Raw genomic sequence first — 17,240 nt, 5'->3', positions numbered from 1 at the left:
AAAACTATAGTACTGCTGTTTTCGGAATTAAGGTTCTAATTTTACTCAAAGAAATTTTTGTATATGAAAAGTAAATTTATCCTTGCAGCATTATTGGTCTCATTTTTAAAAATAAATGCCCAGCAGTCACCAGTCTTCAAACTGGTAAAAGACATCAATCCGACAGGCGATTCTATCCCGACGGATTTGATAAATCTTAATTCTAAAATCTATTTCGCGGCAGACGACGGTGTGCACGGTCGTGAACTCTGGGTCACTGATGGTACAGAAACGAAATTGGTTAAAGACATCAATCCTGGTGAAAATGGTTCTGACATTTCCAATTTTAAAGTACTAAATGGAAAGCTGATTTTCACAGCAACTGATGAAGCTAACGGAAATGAACTGTGGATATCCGACGGAACAGAAGCCGGAACAACGCTTCTGAAAGATATGTATCCCGGAAGTGGTGGCTCTTATGCATTTGAATTTGTAGAATTCAACAATGCCTTATACTTCAGGTCCGAGGATGGCGTACACGGAACGGAACTTTGGAAAACCGACGGGACAACGGCAGGAACTGCAATGGTAACAGATTTGCGTCCTGGTGAGTTTGGTTCCAATCCTTCTTATTTTACGGTTCTGAATAACAAGCTTTATTTTAATGCGCTGGACGGTTTCGATTTTGATAATGGCGACCACGGTTTCGAACTATGGGTAACAGACGGAACGCCTGCGGGAACTCATTTGGTAAAAGATATTAATGCTGAAAGCTCCAATCCTTCCAATCTGAAAGCATTTGGAAATAAGATCTATTTCAATGCTGATGATGGTACAAACGGTATAGAACTTTGGGCTACAGATGGCACCAGCGCCGGAACCTATCTGGTAAAAGATATCAACACTGGCGGAAACGGAAACTCCTTGCCATCGGATTTCATTGATTTTAGTGGGAAATTATTTTTTACAGCTTATAGCAGCGAGACTGGCAGAGAAATCTGGACAACGGATGGAACCGAAGCTGGAACTAAAATCCTGAAAGATGTATATCAGGGCATTGATAATGGCGTTATCCCACAGTTCAGATATATTATTTTCAAAGATAAACTGTTCATGACTTTGAAGGATGCTGAACACGGCGGTGAAATCTGGACTACAGACGGGACAACGGAAGGTACTCAGCTCTTTAAGGATATCAATCCGGGACCTGGAGACTCGATGGGCATCACGCAGGCTCCAATGCTTTTCCAAAAACTGAACAATACTTTGTTTTTCCGGGCGATTTACGATGAGGATTATTTCCAGCTGTGGAAATCAGATGGCACTTCCGCAGGCACAGAGAAAATAACGGCTGATCCGGAAAATCCTTCACAGGATGCTGTTGGCTATATCCCGTATTTTACGGCATTAGAGGACAAATTATATTTCACTGCCAAATACAACGACCAAGGTTACGAATTATGGAGTGTTACTGCTGATGAAGCAATGTCGGTAACGGATATTAATAAAAACAGTTTCAGTATTTATCCGAATCCCGCGGACAATTTTATCAATATTTCCGGAGATAATGTGATAACTTCTGTTCAGGTTTATGATTATTCCGGAAAATTATTATTGAACAATCCGGCTAATTCGAAAAAATTGGAACTTAACATTTCTTCTTTACATAAAGGAAATTATGTGATTAAAATTTTATCCGCACAGAAAAGCAGTTCTTATAAAATCATCAAAAAATAACAATTTTCAATTTAAGTCAAACCCGGGAGTTTTTAGCTTTCGGGTTTTATTTTTAAATAAATTTAAAAAAATATACCAATCGGTATATAATTTATGTATCTTTGCAGAGTCAATTCCAATTAAAATGTCAAAAGCAGAAAAAACAAGACAGTTCATTATCGAGCAAACCGCAGAAATCTTCAACAAGAAAGGTTATGCCGGAACATCATTGTCTGATATTACCTCTGCAACCGGACTGACCAAAGGCAGCATCTACGGAAACTTCGAGAATAAAGATGAAGTTGCCAAAGAAGTTTACCGTTACAACGCCAAAAGATTGCAATCCAATTTTATCAATGAACTTAATGATGCGATGACAACCCGGGAAAAGCTTTTTGCTGTCATTGATGTTTACAGAAAAAACTGGAAGACTAATATCTCCAGAGGTGGCTGTCCACACCTCAACACAGCCGTGGAAGCCGATGACACAATGCCAATTCTTAAAGCTGAAGTAAATAAAAATTTTCAAAATTGGGCGAATCAATTTATCCAAATTCTGGAAAAAGGAAAAAGTAGAAACGAAATCGCTGATTCTGCTGATTCTGCGAAATATGCTTACCAATTTATTGCATTGATAGAAGGCGGAATTCTTCTTTCAAAAACAATGGATAACAAAAACTATCTTATCAGCACATTAGAAAGAATCGAAAACATTATTGATAACGAATTAATCAAATAATTTTTTTTAAACAAAAATATACCAATCGGTATAATAAACTTTAAATATTATGAAAAAAACCAACAACACAGTATTCATTACCGGCGGTTCAGCCGGAATCGGATTAGAAATCGCAAAATTATTATCTGAAAGTGGCAACAAAGTGATCATCACAGGAAGAAATGAGGCGCGACTACAGAAAGCTGCCTCACAGCTAAAAAACGTGAGCACCATTGCTTCGGACGTGAGCAACGCAGAAGATGTAGACAATCTCGTCAGCAAAATAAAAACTGAATTTCCAGATTTGAATATGGTCATCAACAACGCCGGTCGTGCGCTTGTTTACGACCTCACAGAAGAAAATGTTAATGCTTTCGACAAAGCAGAAGATGAAATGCTGACCAATTATCTCTCTGTCATCCGATTGAATGAAAAGCTTTTGCCGCTTCTGAAAACTCAGGAAAATGCTGCAATTGTGAATGTATCTTCTGTTGTTGCATTTGTCCCGGGATTTCTGGCGACTTATTCTGCAAGCAAAGCGGCTTTGCATTCGTACACCAGGTATCTGCGCTTGGCTTTGGAAAAAGAAACCAATGTAAAAGTTTTTGAACTGATGCCACCTTTGGTGGATACTGAATTTTCTGCACCGATTGGTGGCCAAAACGGCGTTCCCGCTTCCTTCGTGGCAGAGCAGTTGTTGGCAGGTCTGGAACAGGATAACTACGAAATCCGTGTTGGACAGACAGAAGACATTTACAGATTATACCTCTCTTCACCTGAAGATGCTTTATTGGCAATGAACCAGAGCAGAACGCAGGAAGCTGGTGAGTAAATCAATTTTAATGATTTGGGCAGCTTAATCCGCCTTCCACTCCCGCTTTTTTTCATTGCGATTAACGTGAGTCGTTAAATAGAACTTGACCATATTCGCAATAAAAAAAGAGCTCCGTTCAAGTCGGGCTGCGGGTTTCGGCATCAAAACAAGAGTCCACATTATTAGAACCTTTTCCATCTTTACTAATCAACAAAACAAAAAATTATGATACAGAATCTGCCAACATACATCGTTATCACCTTTATACTGACAACAGTTGTGACTTTGCTTTTGTTCTTTGGAATAATCAGAAACTCCGATTCAGATAAGATGAGGAAGAAATCAAAACCAATTCTCATTGGCTTAATCATCTGGCTGACGGCACAAATGGCTTTGACATTGAGTCATTTTTACAGCCAGAATTTGTCCGCATTTCCGCCAAAGCTGTTTATTTTCGGGATTCTGCCGCCACTTTTATTGATTATTTTATTATTGGTTACAAAGAATGGAAGAGAATTTACAGACAGCTTACCACTCGAAAATATAACGTATCTGAATATTATCCGGATTCCTGTAGAATTGGTTTTATACTGGCTTTTCATCGAGAAAGAAATTCCAGAACTGATGACCTTCGAAGGGAGGAATTTTGATATTTTATCAGGAATCTCAGCACCAATTGTCGCTTATTTGGTCTTCACAAAAAGAAAATTAAGCCACAATTTTCTATTGATTTGGAATTTGATATGCCTCGGACTTTTAGTTAATATTGTGACCAACGCATTGCTTTCTGCACCATTTTCGATTCAGAAATTGGCTTTTGAACAACCAAACGTTGCTGTCTTGTATTTCCCTTTTAGCTGGTTGCCGACCTTCATTGTTCCGGTCGTGCTGTTTGGACATTTGGTTTCCATCAGACAATTAATTATTAAAAAAGATTTTTAAACTATGGATAGATTAGCACATTTGCAATCATTAATAGGACAAGAATTCAAAGATTCACCCTCGCCGTTTATGCGTTGGTTGAAACCAATCGTCGTATCTGCAGATAAAGGACATCTGGAATTCCGGTATGCGATTCGTCCGGAATGGCTGAATCCCATCGGGAATCTTCACGGTGGCGTGACAGCAGCGATTATTGATGACGTTTTGGGCGCAACAATGTTCTCTTTGAATGAACCCACATTTTACACCACGATTAACAATGTCATCGATTATTTCTCCATCGGGAAAGAAGGCGAAAATATCATTGCCGAAACACACATCACAAAATTGGGAAAACAATTCATCAACGCCACTTGCGAAATCTGGAACGCCGACAAATCCAAACTGATTGCAAAAGGCACTTCTAACTTATTCAAAACACAAATTATAAGATAATGAAACGGGTCGTAATCACCGGAATGGGCGCAGTAACGCCATTAGGAAACAATGTTGACACTTTTTGGAATAATATCCTGAAAGGTAAAAGTGGGGCTGATAAAATCACTCATTTTGATCCGGAAAAATTTAAAGTCCAGTTTGCCGCCGAGGTCAAAAACTTCGCGCCGGAAAAATATCTGGACAAAAACGAAATCAAAAGAAGTGACCTTTTCACTCAATATGCAATTTATTCAGCTGCTCAGGCAATGGAGGATTCTAATTTAGATTTGGAAAATACCGACCCTTTCGACATTGGTGTAATTTGGGGAACTGGGCAAGGCGGAATGGAAACTTTTGAAAATGAAGTTACTGAATATGTTTCAGGAGATGGAACACCGAGATTCAATCCGTTTTTCGTTCCGAAGCTCATTGCCAATATGGCGTCGGGAATGATTTCGATGAAATATGGTCTGCGTGGAATAAATTATACCACAGTTTCCGCTTGTGCGACAGCGAACACAGCTTTTATGGATGCTTTTAATTATATCCGTTGGGGTAAAGCAAAAATGATCATTAGCGGTGGCTCGGAAGCTCCGATTACAGCAGCTTCATTAGGTGGATTTTCATCACTGAAAGCAATGTCCACCAGAAATGATAATCCAAAAATTGCAAGTCGACCTTACGATGTAGATCGTGACGGTTTTATAATGGGAGAAGGTGCCGGCGCATTGATTTTGGAAGAGCACGAACACGCCAAAGCAAGAGGTGCCAAAATCTATGCAGAACTGATTGGCGCAGCGATGACAGCCGATGCGTATCATATGACCGCACCACATCCGGAAGGAATTGGTGCTGCAAAATCGATGGAATTGGCTTTACAAGACGCAGAAATTCTACCAGAACAAGTTGACTACCTGAATCCACACGCCACTTCTACTCCAATTGGAGATTTAGCAGAACTAAACGCTATTAATAAAGTTTTCAAAGAAAGTCCGAACTTGGACATCAGTGCGACCAAATCTATGACGGGACATTTGCTCGGAGCTGCAGGTGCGGTTGAAGCAATTATTTGCATCAAAGCAATTCAGGAGAATATCATACCTGCAACCATTAATGTTTCAAAATTGGATGAGAATATTCCTCAAGGTATCAATATCATTACTGAAAATAAGGAAAAACCAATCACTATTGCAATGAGTAATGCGTTTGGTTTCGGAGGTCATAACTCAACGGTAATTTTTAGAAAAATTTAAATTGAAACACTTCAACTCCACTCTGTGACTATTCTAACACTAACTATTAGAATTTTAGCGATGTCTGTCCGATCGGAGTCGAATACTTTAAAATAAAGGCTTAGTAAAAACTAAGCCCTTTGATATATTTTGAAGTCGTTATTATTTCTGTGTGTGATTGATATCGTTTCTGTGTTCCAAAATCTCAAGATTCTGATCGACAAAATATGCACTTCCGAAACCATTCACATAAGCCCCTTTTACAGGATGAAGAGCAACTAGAATAAAATCGGTCATTTCGTTCAAAATATCTACGATTTTTCCGTGTCTTTCTTTTAACTTTCCAACGATGTTATTCCAATCGTCAGAATCTCTCTCGATTTGGGACGTCGAAACCTCAACAGTTAGTCTTTCTCTTGCATAGACCTGTTTCGTAGCAGACTCATCCTCGATGAACATAGCGGATACTTTTCTACTTTCTGAAAGATTTTTGGTATGTTTTGCCATAAAGGAAACCAGAACATAAAATTTGTTACCGATTTGTACAAATGGTGCATAGCTTGCATTCGGTGTTCCTTCTGCATCTACAGTTGCCAAGGTCACGCTCAGCGTTTTGGAAATTAATTCTTTTACTTGTGGCGCAATTGGTTTGGCCTGTCTCTTTGCTTCTTGCATCTTTTCGCTCATAGTTTATTAATATAAAACAAAAATATATTATTTATATTTAAAATAAATAAAAATAACAATGTGAATTATCATAAATATGAAAATTTATGGTTTTTTTATCTTAATTATATATTGTATTTTTGCACTTTGATTTTTAAATCAGATTTTTAAATATTTTTAATTATCGATATGAGTACAACAACACAATACGTTCCTTACAAAGTGAAGGACATTTCTCTGGCAGAATGGGGAAGAAAAGAAATCACTTTAGCTGAAGCAGAAATGCCAGGTTTGATGGCAATCCGTGAAGAATACGGACCATCTCAGCCTTTGAAAGGTGCAAGAATCGCTGGATGTCTTCACATGACCATCCAGACTGCGGTTTTAATTGAAACTTTGGTAGCACTTGGTGCAGATGTTACCTGGTCTTCTTGTAACATTTTCTCTACTCAGGATCATGCCGCTGCCGCGATTGCTGCTGCCGGAATTCCTGTTTATGCCTGGAAAGGAATGAATGCGGAGGAATTTGACTGGTGTATAGAGCAGACTATTTTCTTTGGTGAAGAAAGAAAACCATTAAATATGATTCTTGACGATGGTGGAGACTTAACGAATATGGTTTTTGACAAATTTCCTGAACTAACCGCAGGGATCAAAGGACTTTCTGAAGAAACCACAACTGGTGTTCACAGATTGTACGAAAGAATGAAAAACGGGACTTTGGTAATGCCTGCAATAAACGTCAATGATTCGGTTACTAAATCTAAATTCGATAACAAATACGGTTGTAAAGAATCTGCAGTAGACGCTGTAAGAAGAGCTACTGACGTGATGTTGGCCGGAAAAAGAGTTGTAGTTTGCGGATACGGAGACGTAGGTAAAGGTACTGCCGCATCCTTCAGAGGAGCAGGTTCTATCGTTACTGTAACTGAAATCGATCCAATCTGTGCGCTTCAGGCAGCAATGGATGGTTACGAAGTGAAGAGATTAGACACTGTAGTTGATAACGCAGATATCGTAATCACGACGACTGGTAACTTCAATATTGTAAGAAAAGAACATTTCTTGAAATTGAAAGATAAAGCGATTGTTTGTAATATCGGTCACTTCGATAACGAAATCGATATGGCCTGGCTGAACGAAAACTACGGTCACACAAAATCAGAAGTGAAACCTCAGGTTGACATCTACACTATTGAAGGTAAAGAAGTTATTATTCTTGCTGAAGGTAGATTGGTAAACCTGGGTTGTGCAACTGGTCACCCGTCTTTCGTGATGTCTAACTCATTCTCTAACCAGACTTTGGCTCAGATCGAACTTTGGACCAACTCTGCAGCTTATGGAAACGAAGTTTATATGTTGCCAAAACATTTGGACGAGAAAGTAGCAGCGCTTCATCTTAAGAAATTAAGCGTTGAGTTAGAAGTTCTTTCTACGGAACAAGCTGATTACATTGGTGTTCCAGTGGAAGGACCTTTCAAACCAGAGTATTACAGATACTAAGATTTTTAATCTTACTATATAATAGAAACTCTCCAATTTTTTGGGGAGTTTTTTGTTTCTCTGAATAAAAAAACAATATATTTGATTTTAATTAATAAAAACATAAATCTAATGGCAAAACAAAAAGTATCGAACGCTTTCGTCGCAGCTTCATGGATTGCTCTCGGAGCAGGAATGATCGGCTTTATCACAGGTCTTGCAAGAGCCGAAATGGAGCTGAATGAAAAAGGTTATTATTTCACCATTCTGCTCTACGGTCTTTTCGCTGTCGTTTCTGTGCAGAAAGCCGTCCGCGACAAAATGGAAAATATCAAAGTGACCGACATCTATTACGGACTTTGCTGGTTTGCCACATTATCATCCATCGTTCTTTTGGTCATCGGACTCTGGAATGCCACTATTCTGCCAAGTGAAAAAGGGTTTTATGCTTTTGCATTTTTGCTCGCACTTTTTGGAGCCATTGCGGTTCAGAAAAACACACGGGATAATATGATGGAAAACTAAAAAACCGTCATGCTAATAAAGAATAACTTTCAAGAATTCTTGGGAGCTTCTTATTAGAATAAATTTTAAAATTGACATATTATAATCCTATATTTTTGCAGTCTCAAAGATTATGATAAATTGCATAAAAATAAGAGCAATGAAAAACCACGTTTTCCTGAGTTTGCTAGCCGGCTCAATTATCTTCTCAAGCTGTAGCAATGATGATGAAACTGAAGATATCACATCTGATAAAAAGTTACTGCTGAGCAAGATCACAACCACTTATTATGATAATCCATCTAACCCGGAAATAGTCATTAGTACTTTGACATACAATGATAAAAATCAAGTGACAGGTTCAGAATCCGATGGTTCATCCGCCGTATTTGAGTATGACAGCAACGGCAAACCAACAAAAACCAATTACTATAAGCCTGATAAAACTTTAGAATACTCGAGTTTATATACTTACAACGGAGAACAGCTGACAAGTATAAAAGCTGTTTACAGTAATCCATTATTCAACAGAAGTGTTTCTTACAGCTATGATTCCAATGGAAGAGTCACAAAATCAAGTTTTTGTGAATCAGAAAACTGTTCTAATCCAAGTAGAAACACATATTTGTACAATGGAGATAATGTGTCTGTAGAAACTGTTGTAATGACAGGAACCATAAGTTATACATACAAAACAGAATCTTCTTATGATGACAAACCAAACCCATACACCAACATTAATAAGTATTTAAAGATTATGATGGGAGGTGCGGATGTATTGAGTAAAAACAACTACATATCGGGTAAGATTAGTTACAAAAATGCTGACGGCACCTGGTCGCAAAGCCAATCAGTTATCTATACTATACAATACAACGACGCTAACTATCCTATACAAATCATTGGAAAAGAATCTAACGGAAATATTTCGGTAAAGTATAATTATGAATATATAATAAAATAAACATTCTTATTCGCCCGAAGGCTTTGTTCTTTCAAAACTTTAATACACTTGCAGTTATCGTTCAGAAAAACATGTGGAAAAATATGAGTGAAAATTAAGAAATTTAATAAAAACTACATTAACAAAACCTCTCAATAATTTGAGGGGTTTTGTTTTAAATCATTAGAATTATATTTAAATTGCTAGCTCAAAAAATTTCAAAAAAAATGGAATATTCACAACTGGAACCAAAAGTGATCTGGAAAAACTTCGAAGCACTGAATTCGGTTCCGAGACCATCAAAAAAAGAAGAAAAAGTTATACAATTCATAAAACAATTCGGAGAGAATCTGGGATTGCCAACAACTGTTGACGAAGTTGGAAATGTCATTATCACGAAACCCGCAACGCCGGGAATGGAAAACCGGACGCCAATCGTAATGCAATCGCACCTTGATATGGTTTGTCAAAAAAATAACGATGTTGATTTTGATTTTGAAACCCAGGGAATCCAGATGTATGTGGACGGCGATTGGGTTAGAGCAAAAGGTACAACCCTGGGTGCTGATAACGGATTAGGTGTCGCAACAATAATGTCCATCCTGGAAAGTAATGATATTGCTCACCCGGAACTGGAAGCTCTTTTCACCATTGACGAAGAAACAGGGATGACAGGTGCATTGGCTTTGAAACCGGGACAATTAAAAGGAGAAATTCTTCTTAATCTTGACACTGAAGAAGATGACGAAATCGATATCGGTTGTGCAGGCGGTGTAGATGTGACGGCTTCTGCAAAATTCGAATTACAAGAAACGAAAGGCGAAACTTTTAAAATCGAAATCAAAGGTCTGAAAGGCGGACATTCCGGAATGGATATTCACAAAGGTCTTGGAAACTCGAATAAATTGTTGGGAAGATTTTTATTTGAAGGATTAGATAATCAGATTCAATTAATTTCTATTGATGGAGGAAGTTTGAGAAATGCAATTCCGAGAGAAGCCAAAGCGGTTATTTCAGTTGAAAACTCAAAGGATTTTTGTTCAAAAACTGAACAATTGAAATCTGATATTCTGGAAGAATTTGCTTCAATAGAAAAAGATTTAGTTATTAATATCGAAAAAACAGATTCATCGGAACAGGCGATTTCTGCTGAAGATTCCAAGAAAACAATTTTCGCAATCAATGCAGCTCATAATGGTGTTTTCCGAATGAGTCCGGATGTGGAAGGTTTGGTAGAAGCATCTAACAATGTTGCCAGAATTGAATTGAAAAATGGAGAGATCAAAATCCTCAATTTAACACGCTCATCTGTAGAATCTACGAAATGGGAAGTTGCCCATCAGCTGAAATCAGCTTTCGAAAGCAATTCTTTAAGAACAGAATTTGGAGGTTCCTATCCTGGCTGGAAACCGAAACCGGATGCAGAAATCATCAAAGTAATGACAGAACTTTACGAATCTAATTTTGGAGAAAAACCTATGGTTGTAGCCTGTCACGCAGGTTTGGAATGCGGAATAATAGGCGCTAATTATCCCAAAATGGAAATGGTAAGTTTCGGACCGACGATAAAAGGTGCGCACTCACCGGACGAAAGGGCCAGTATCTCATCTACCCAGAAATTCTGGAAATATACCCAGGAAATCCTGAAAAATATCCCTCTGAAGAATTAACCATCTACAGAATGCAAATCCGGCAATTGCCGGATTTTTTTATTAGAAGCATTAATATTAATAAATTAATATTAAAATAAGAGTAATATTAAAAATTTAGTAAATATTTTTAATAAATTGCAATCAATTAATCCTATAATATATGAAGAAAGAAATTTTACGAATTGGTATCTTGTGCAGCCTTGTCGGATTCTCATTTTCCGCAAATGCGCAGGACTACATTGAGAAAAAAATTACTGATACAAAAGGTAATATTAATCTGATTACTTTCAAAAAAAACAATCAACTCACAGCAGCCACATCTTCGGATTTATTCACTACGCTTCTCAATCTGTCTCCCGGTGCAGAGATGAAACTTCAGAAAAGTCAAACGAATGGTGCTTTTTTGGATGAAAATTATCAGATGTATTTTAATAATCTGAAAGTAGAATTCGGAAGGTATAATTTGCATTACAAAAACGGAAATCTGACCAGCATGAACGGAGATATTTTCTCCACAAAAAATGCGGTTACCACACCAAGAATCTCTGCTTCCGAAGCGTTTTCAAAAGCAATTGGTTATGTCAATGCCAGAAAATATATGTGGGAAGACGCTGAGTACATCAGCAATAATTCTTACAAAAAACCAACAGGCGAGCTCGTCCTGCTTCCTGTGCAGACAGGAGAAGATGAGCACAGTCTTCTGCTTGTTTATAAGTTTGACATATATGCAGCACAACCTATCAGCAGATCAATCATATATATTGATGCTCTGGAAGGAAGAGTTGTTTTCTCAAACGCAGTTTTGAAACACAATGCCGAAGAAAACCTTATTCCAAGCCTAGTAAAAAAACAAGACCCGATCCGCATCAATGCTCCAAAAAAATCTGAACCAATACTTCTTGCTGCCGGAACTGCCGAAACGAGATACAGCGGAACCAAAACTATAGAAACGAATCTGGTTGCCGGCTCTTATATTTTGCAGGATATGACCAGAGGAAACGGTGTCAGAACTTACAACCTGAAAAAGTCTTCCACTATCAGCAGCGGTGTAGATTTCAAAGACACGGACAACAACTGGACTGCCGCAGAATATAATAATACAACATTCGACAATGCAGCTCTTGATGCCCATTGGGGTGTTGAAAAAACCTATGATTATTTTAAAGACACCTTCAACAGGAACAGTTATGATAACAATGGTGCTTTACTGAAAAGCTATGTCCATTACGGAAGCAGCTACGAAAACGCCGGCTGGACAGGCTCTGAAATGATCTACGGTGACGGCGCAACCACTTTTAAACCATTGACAGGTTTTGATGTGACTGCCCACGAGTTAGGACATGCCGTCTGCGAATATACCGCAGATCTTGCTTACGAGAGAGAATCGGGTGCGCTGAATGAAGGATTTTCTGACATTTGGGGAGCAATTGTAGAGCATAAATATGCTCCTGAAAAACAAGCTTTCATTATCGGCGAAGATATCACAAAAGCCTCACCAGGTTATCTGCGTTCCATGAGCAATCCAAAAGTGGCACTATCTGCGCAGCCGGATACTTACCGCGGAATCAACTGGAAAGCTGCAACAGTAGAAGAAGGCTGCGCAACACCTATCGGAGGAAGTTTTGGAAATGATTACTGTGGTGTACATACCAACAGCGGCGTTCTGAACCATTGGTTCTATATCCTGGTAATGGGGAAAACAGGAACCAATGACGTTGGAAAATCATATAGCGTAACCGGAATCGGCTGGGAAAAAGCTGAGAAGATCGTTTATCGTTTGGAAAGCACTTATCTGACAGCCAATTCTACTTATAAGAACACAAGGGATTTTGGAATACAAACCGCCAAAGATCTTTATGGGGACAATTCTCCGGAAATGATTGCTGTTCAGGATGCTTTCTATGCTGTAGGCGTTGGTGTAAGATATCTCAGCACTCCAGATATTATACCTCCAACTGTGCCTACTAATCTTGTGGCCAACAATATCAAAGGCACAAGTGTAAACCTTGTCTGGAATGCATCCACCGATAACGAAGGTGTAGACGGATATATTGTTTACAGAAATGGCACAGAAATCGCCAGAACAGCCACGATCAATTACAAGGCTACAGGACTAACCAAAATGACGGCCTATACTTTCTCTGTCAAAGCCATTGACGTATATGGAAACATTTCGTCCCAAAGCAACATCGTTAATGTTACAACCACTAATCAAGCTGAATACTGTAACTCACAAAGCAGCAATACCGCAGATGAGAAAATAAAAAGAGTGGTTTTTGCTGGTATTGACAACCCTAGTACAGGAACATCCGGTTATGAAGATTTTAGCCATATTTCTGCAGAAGTTACGGAAGGAAACACTTATCCTATAAGCATTACACCATCCTGGGGTTCAACTTCATACAATGAAGGCTATGCAGTTTTCATCGATTGGAACGGAGATGGAGATTTTACCGATGCCAATGAGCGTGTACTTTCGGTTCCTGCAACCACGGCTACTCCTGTAACTGGAAACATAACAATACCTTCCAATATTACTTTTGATGCCCCGTTAGGAATGAGAGTTTCCATGAAATATAACGGTGTCCCTACAAGCTGTGAATCATTCACTTACGGACAGGTTGAAGACTACACGGTAGTTGCCAAGAAAAAAGCACTTGCTGTGTCGGATTTATCCGCTAAAAACCAAACTCTTATTTACCCTAATCCTGTAAAAGATATTCTTAATATCCAGTCGAAAGACTCCGGAGAATCAGTTTATAGAATCATCAATCCTGCGGGACAAGTGGTTGCTAATGGAAAATCCGTTGATAACAAAATTGATGTAAATAAACTTTCTACCGGAAATTACATCATTGAACTTACCAACAACAAAGGAGAAAAATCAACTCAGAAATTCATTAAAAAATAGAAAACTTAATCTCTAATACAACAAAAGCTTCCCATGTTGGAAGCTTTTGTATTTTATATAATTTAATATTCTTATATAATTAATGTCCAGAATGACCGTCTTCTCCGTGAGCATGACCGTGTGCCAGTTCTTCTTCCGTTGCAGGACGCGAATTCAAAAGTTCAACATCAAAATGCAAAGGCCTTCCTGCCATTGGATGATTCAGATCAACAATCACTGCTTCCGGCGTAACTTCTATTACAAGCGCCTGAAAATTATTTCCCTGATTGTCAGACAATGGTAAGACTGCACCAGCTGGCGGCAATTCCTGACCCTGGAACATATCCAAAGGCAATTGTGTTACAGCTTGAGGGTCTCTCTCTCCGTAACCTTCGCTAGGTTCGATGGTAAAAGAAGTTTTGTCACCAATATTTAGGTTTTCAATTTCTTGTTCGAATTTAGGAATCATCATTCCTACGCCGTAAAGAAAAGTCATCGGTTGTTCAGCAGAAGTCTCTTCTACAAAGATTCTTTCTCCTGCTTCATCATTAGTATGTAGAACGTATTTCAAAGTTACTACGTGATTTTTGTCTAATGCCATTTTTAAATAATTTAAAATTTTCTGATAATATCAGCATGTGTATAATTAGCAAATTTACTCTTTTCAAAATAAAACGTTATTACTCTTTTTAAAGCCGATTCTGATTTTTTATTTTCCGAAATTTTCTGGAACTTAGCAGAATGGCAAAACTCAGAACAATCATCTTATTTTTTATCATATTTTGTTTTTCAATTCAAATAAATTGTCAACAAGAAGTAAAGCAAAACATTATTGAAATAAATCCGAAAACATCAATAAAACCTTTTGAAAAAAATTGGGCAAATAAGAATATTGCTGAACAATGGATTGAAATAAAAAAAGACAAAAAAGGATATCTGATTTATCAACCTTGTGATGGAAATACTTTTTTTATTGACTGGAAAACACAACCAGGAATTGTAGAGATTCGATATCAAATAGAACCAGAATTTATTAAATATGATATCAGAGAAGATATTAATAGTACCAATAAGTTTTTTATTGATTTCTCTAAAGATAAAAAGCAAATTCTTCAAATAAAGGTCACAGGATACGATTTAAATTATCAAATTGCTCTGTTTAAAATTGATGATAAATCTTATCTTATGACACCTTTTGAAAACAAAGATTCTTTTAGAAAAATTGAAAATAAATGTAAAAAAGAAAAAGTTTCTGAATTAGAATTTTTACCTATTGATTAAAAATGGCAAAACTCAAAACTCAATATTTCTGTCAGAACTGCGGTGCACAATATTCTCAGTGGCACGGACAATGTAAAACCTGTGGCGAGTGGAACACGTTGGTAGAAGAAATAGTAGAAAAATCAACCAAATCGGTGGCGACAAAATCAAAATCGTCCATCATCAACATTATCGAAGTTGAAACCAATGAAGAACCGAGAATCAAAACACCTTCCGAAGAACTCGACAGAGTTTTGGGTGGCGGAATTGTTCTAGGTTCGGTAACATTGATTGGCGGAGAACCAGGCATCGGAAAATCGACTCTGCTTCTTCAATTGGCTTTGAAGATGAAGAAAAAAATTCTGTATGTTTCCGGAGAAGAAAGTGCGTCGCAAATCAAAATGAGAGCCGACCGTTTGGCGGAAGTTAAAAATCCGAATTGTTTCCTTTTTACCGAAACTAATGTTGAGAAAATCCTGCACGAAGCCAAAAAATTGATGCCCGATTTTATGATTATCGATTCTATCCAGACGCTGCAATCCCAGTTGATAGAAAGTTCGCCCGGAACAGTTTCTCAAATCCGTGAATGCTCCAACGAAATTATCAAATTTGCTAAAGAAAATAATATTCCGGTTTTCCTGGTTGGTCATATCACCAAAGACGGTCAAATCGCCGGACCGAAAGTTCTGGAACATATGGTAGATGTGGTTCTGAATTTTGATGGCGATAGAAATCACTTGTTCAGATTATTGAGAGCGAATAAAAACCGTTTCGGTTCTACTTCTGAAATTGGAATCTATGAAATGATTTCGCAAGGTTTGAAAGAAATAAAAAATCCTTCCGAAATATTAATCACCAAAAAATCAGAAGAGCTTTCCGGAAATTCTGTGGCGGTAACTCTGGAAGGCAATCGTCCGATGTTGTTGGAAATCCAGGCTTTGGTTTCGACCGCAGTTTACGGAACACCACAAAGAAGTTCGACTGGTTTTGATGCCAAAAGGCTTAATATGCTGTTGGCAGTTTTGGAAAAAAGAGCAGGTTTCCAATTGGGATCAAAAGATGTTTTCCTTAATATCACTGGCGGAATCAAAACGGATGATCCGGCTTTGGATTTGGCAGTTGTTGCTTCTATTTTATCTAGTAATGAAGATATTGCGATTCCGGAACATTATTGCTTTGCAGGAGAAATAGGACTGAGTGGAGAAATCCGTCCGGTTGCACAGGCGGAACAGAGAATTACCGAAGCGGAAAAACTGGGTTATGAAAAGATATTCATATCGAATCTGAACAAACTTCCGAAAAGAAAATTCGGGATCAAGATAGAAGAAATCAGTAAAATTGAGGATTTTGTGGAAAGGCTTTTTTAATATTAAATACTAATTCAAGGTTATGAACTATCTTGCTCATTCAATTTTATCATTCACCGACGGGCAACTAGTAGGGAATATGATTGCGGATTTCATCAAAAATAATGAGCGGGATAACTTTCCGTTAGAAATACAGGAAGGTATTAAATTGCATCGTTTCATTGATACATTCACGGATTCTCATCCGGCAGTTTCGGAAGCCAAAAAAATCTTTAGCCCATTAGTACGGCTGTATTCCGGAGCTTTTGTCGATGTTGCCTTTGATTATTTTACAGCCAATTATTATCCTGAAAACGAATTGAATGACCATGCTCAGAAAACGTACAGAATTCTTTGGGAAAACGAGAAGTGGCTTCCGGAGCATTACAAAAAAATGCTGATCAGAATGGAACAGGATGACTGGCTTTCTAATTACAGAGAAGACCGAGGTATTCAATTCAGTATGCAGAATGTTCTGAATAAAGCACAATATCTGGCAAAAGATTTACCTGTTTTTAAAATTTTTCTTGACAATAAAGAATCTCTTCAACTACATTTTGATCATTTCTTTCCGGATATTCTGAAAGTTGTAAAGATAAATTACGGATAACCGTAAAAACCTTTACGTATTTCTTACCAATTTTGCATTTTTAAAATCTTAAACGGGCATTCATACTAG

General features: G+C 37.8%; 16 protein-coding genes. 14 read left to right on the top strand and 2 right to left on the bottom strand.

What is annotated here, in order from left to right:
* Positions 1-63: 63 nt before the first annotated feature.
* The 6 genes from BUA97_RS11900 (at position 64) to fabF (ending at position 5,839) form a co-directional block, all read left to right on the top strand.
* Entirely contained in the window at positions 64-1,716 is a 1,653-nt protein-coding gene (locus BUA97_RS11900; protein ID WP_072998324.1) for an ELWxxDGT repeat protein, read from the top strand.
* 124 nt (positions 1,717-1,840) lie between these two features.
* On the top strand, positions 1,841-2,434 hold the full coding sequence (locus BUA97_RS11895) for a TetR/AcrR family transcriptional regulator (RefSeq protein ID WP_072998321.1): 594 nt from the start codon (positions 1,841-1,843) through the stop codon (positions 2,432-2,434).
* A 49-nt stretch (positions 2,435-2,483) separates the two neighbouring features.
* Positions 2,484-3,245, top strand: coding sequence for an SDR family oxidoreductase (locus BUA97_RS11890; RefSeq protein ID WP_072998319.1), 762 nt, complete (start codon positions 2,484-2,486; stop codon positions 3,243-3,245).
* Between the two features lie 207 nt (positions 3,246-3,452).
* Positions 3,453-4,169, top strand: a complete 717-nt coding sequence (locus BUA97_RS11885) for a hypothetical protein (RefSeq protein ID WP_072998317.1) — start codon at positions 3,453-3,455, stop codon at positions 4,167-4,169.
* Positions 4,170-4,172: 3 nt separating this feature from the next.
* Positions 4,173-4,604 (top strand): PaaI family thioesterase, encoded by a 432-nt coding sequence (locus BUA97_RS11880; protein ID WP_072998315.1) that lies wholly within the window; start codon positions 4,173-4,175, stop codon positions 4,602-4,604.
* Positions 4,604-5,839: a beta-ketoacyl-ACP synthase II gene (gene fabF, locus BUA97_RS11875; RefSeq protein WP_072998313.1), complete on the top strand. Its 1,236-nt coding sequence runs from the start codon at positions 4,604-4,606 to the stop codon at positions 5,837-5,839. Before BUA97_RS11880 ends, fabF begins: the two co-directional genes overlap by 1 nt.
* Before the next feature lie 141 nt (positions 5,840-5,980).
* On the opposite strand, the gene BUA97_RS11870 is transcribed toward fabF, so the two are convergent.
* The gene (locus BUA97_RS11870; protein WP_072998311.1) at positions 5,981-6,505 is read right to left on the bottom strand and encodes a HugZ family pyridoxamine 5'-phosphate oxidase; all 525 of its coding nucleotides are present in this window, start codon (positions 6,503-6,505) and stop codon (positions 5,981-5,983) included.
* Between the two features lie 168 nt (positions 6,506-6,673).
* On the opposite strand from BUA97_RS11870, the gene ahcY reads away from it, so the two are divergent.
* The 5 genes from ahcY to BUA97_RS11845 all read left to right on the top strand — a co-directional run bounded on the left by ahcY (position 6,674) and on the right by BUA97_RS11845 (position 13,976).
* Complete coding sequence (gene ahcY, locus BUA97_RS11865) at positions 6,674-7,987, top strand: adenosylhomocysteinase (RefSeq protein WP_072998309.1); 1,314 nt, start codon at positions 6,674-6,676, stop codon at positions 7,985-7,987.
* Positions 7,988-8,098: 111 nt separating this feature from the next.
* Positions 8,099-8,491, top strand: a complete 393-nt coding sequence (gene yiaA / locus BUA97_RS11860) for an inner membrane protein YiaA (RefSeq protein ID WP_072998307.1) — start codon at positions 8,099-8,101, stop codon at positions 8,489-8,491.
* A gap of 139 nt (positions 8,492-8,630) precedes the next feature.
* Positions 8,631-9,434 carry a hypothetical protein gene (locus tag BUA97_RS11855; protein WP_072998304.1) on the top strand — a complete coding sequence of 268 codons (804 nt, stop codon included), beginning with the start codon at positions 8,631-8,633 and terminating at the stop codon, positions 9,432-9,434.
* A 206-nt stretch (positions 9,435-9,640) separates the two neighbouring features.
* Positions 9,641-11,083, top strand: coding sequence for an aminoacyl-histidine dipeptidase (locus BUA97_RS11850; protein WP_072998644.1), 1,443 nt, complete (start codon positions 9,641-9,643; stop codon positions 11,081-11,083).
* Between the two features lie 142 nt (positions 11,084-11,225).
* Entirely contained in the window at positions 11,226-13,976 is a 2,751-nt protein-coding gene (locus tag BUA97_RS11845) for a M4 family metallopeptidase (protein WP_072998302.1), read from the top strand.
* A 79-nt stretch (positions 13,977-14,055) separates the two neighbouring features.
* Here the strand turns inward: BUA97_RS11845 and BUA97_RS11840 are convergent, their stop codons facing one another.
* Positions 14,056-14,556 (bottom strand): FKBP-type peptidyl-prolyl cis-trans isomerase, encoded by a 501-nt coding sequence (locus BUA97_RS11840; RefSeq protein ID WP_072998300.1) that lies wholly within the window; start codon positions 14,554-14,556, stop codon positions 14,056-14,058.
* A 140-nt stretch (positions 14,557-14,696) separates the two neighbouring features.
* Between BUA97_RS11840 and BUA97_RS11835 the strand changes: the two genes are divergently transcribed.
* The 3 genes from BUA97_RS11835 to BUA97_RS11825 are packed head-to-tail and all read left to right on the top strand — an operon-like array spanning position 14,697 to position 17,171.
* Positions 14,697-15,236, top strand: a complete 540-nt coding sequence (locus BUA97_RS11835) for a hypothetical protein (RefSeq protein WP_072998298.1) — start codon at positions 14,697-14,699, stop codon at positions 15,234-15,236.
* Between the two features lie 2 nt (positions 15,237-15,238).
* Positions 15,239-16,582, top strand: coding sequence for a DNA repair protein RadA (gene radA / locus BUA97_RS11830; RefSeq protein WP_072998296.1), 1,344 nt, complete (start codon positions 15,239-15,241; stop codon positions 16,580-16,582).
* A 22-nt stretch (positions 16,583-16,604) separates the two neighbouring features.
* Complete coding sequence (locus BUA97_RS11825; RefSeq protein WP_072998294.1) at positions 16,605-17,171, top strand: acyl carrier protein phosphodiesterase; 567 nt, start codon at positions 16,605-16,607, stop codon at positions 17,169-17,171.
* The last annotated feature ends 69 nt before the right edge of the window (positions 17,172-17,240 follow it).

The organism is Epilithonimonas mollis, from assembly GCF_900142325.1.
Lineage (GTDB): Bacteria > Bacteroidota > Bacteroidia > Flavobacteriales > Weeksellaceae > Epilithonimonas > Epilithonimonas mollis.
The sequence above is the reverse complement of the archived record's forward strand: the minus strand, read 5'-3'. Positions and strand labels throughout refer to the sequence as shown.

Excerpts from the sequence above, each read along its gene's own strand:
- BUA97_RS11900 (WP_072998324.1), top strand. The coding sequence starts at position 64 with ATGAAAAGTAAATTTATCCTTGCAGCATTATTGGTCTCATTTTTAAAA.
- BUA97_RS11880 (WP_072998315.1), top strand. The coding sequence starts at position 4,173 with ATGGATAGATTAGCACATTTGCAATCATTAATAGGACAAGAATTCAAA.
- BUA97_RS11895 (WP_072998321.1), top strand. The coding sequence starts at position 1,841 with ATGTCAAAAGCAGAAAAAACAAGACAGTTCATTATCGAGCAAACCGCA.
- BUA97_RS11855 (WP_072998304.1), top strand. The coding sequence starts at position 8,631 with ATGAAAAACCACGTTTTCCTGAGTTTGCTAGCCGGCTCAATTATCTTC.
- BUA97_RS11840 (WP_072998300.1), bottom strand. The coding sequence starts at position 14,556 with ATGGCATTAGACAAAAATCACGTAGTAACTTTGAAATACGTTCTACAT.
- yiaA (WP_072998307.1), top strand. The coding sequence starts at position 8,099 with ATGGCAAAACAAAAAGTATCGAACGCTTTCGTCGCAGCTTCATGGATT.
- BUA97_RS11870 (WP_072998311.1), bottom strand. The coding sequence starts at position 6,505 with ATGAGCGAAAAGATGCAAGAAGCAAAGAGACAGGCCAAACCAATTGCG.
- BUA97_RS11885 (WP_072998317.1), top strand. The coding sequence starts at position 3,453 with ATGATACAGAATCTGCCAACATACATCGTTATCACCTTTATACTGACA.
- BUA97_RS11850 (WP_072998644.1), top strand. The coding sequence starts at position 9,641 with ATGGAATATTCACAACTGGAACCAAAAGTGATCTGGAAAAACTTCGAA.
- BUA97_RS11890 (WP_072998319.1), top strand. The coding sequence starts at position 2,484 with ATGAAAAAAACCAACAACACAGTATTCATTACCGGCGGTTCAGCCGGA.
- BUA97_RS11845 (WP_072998302.1), top strand. The coding sequence starts at position 11,226 with ATGAAGAAAGAAATTTTACGAATTGGTATCTTGTGCAGCCTTGTCGGA.
- ahcY (WP_072998309.1), top strand. The coding sequence starts at position 6,674 with ATGAGTACAACAACACAATACGTTCCTTACAAAGTGAAGGACATTTCT.
- radA (WP_072998296.1), top strand. The coding sequence starts at position 15,239 with ATGGCAAAACTCAAAACTCAATATTTCTGTCAGAACTGCGGTGCACAA.
- BUA97_RS11825 (WP_072998294.1), top strand. The coding sequence starts at position 16,605 with ATGAACTATCTTGCTCATTCAATTTTATCATTCACCGACGGGCAACTA.
- fabF (WP_072998313.1), top strand. The coding sequence starts at position 4,604 with ATGAAACGGGTCGTAATCACCGGAATGGGCGCAGTAACGCCATTAGGA.
- BUA97_RS11835 (WP_072998298.1), top strand. The coding sequence starts at position 14,697 with ATGGCAAAACTCAGAACAATCATCTTATTTTTTATCATATTTTGTTTT.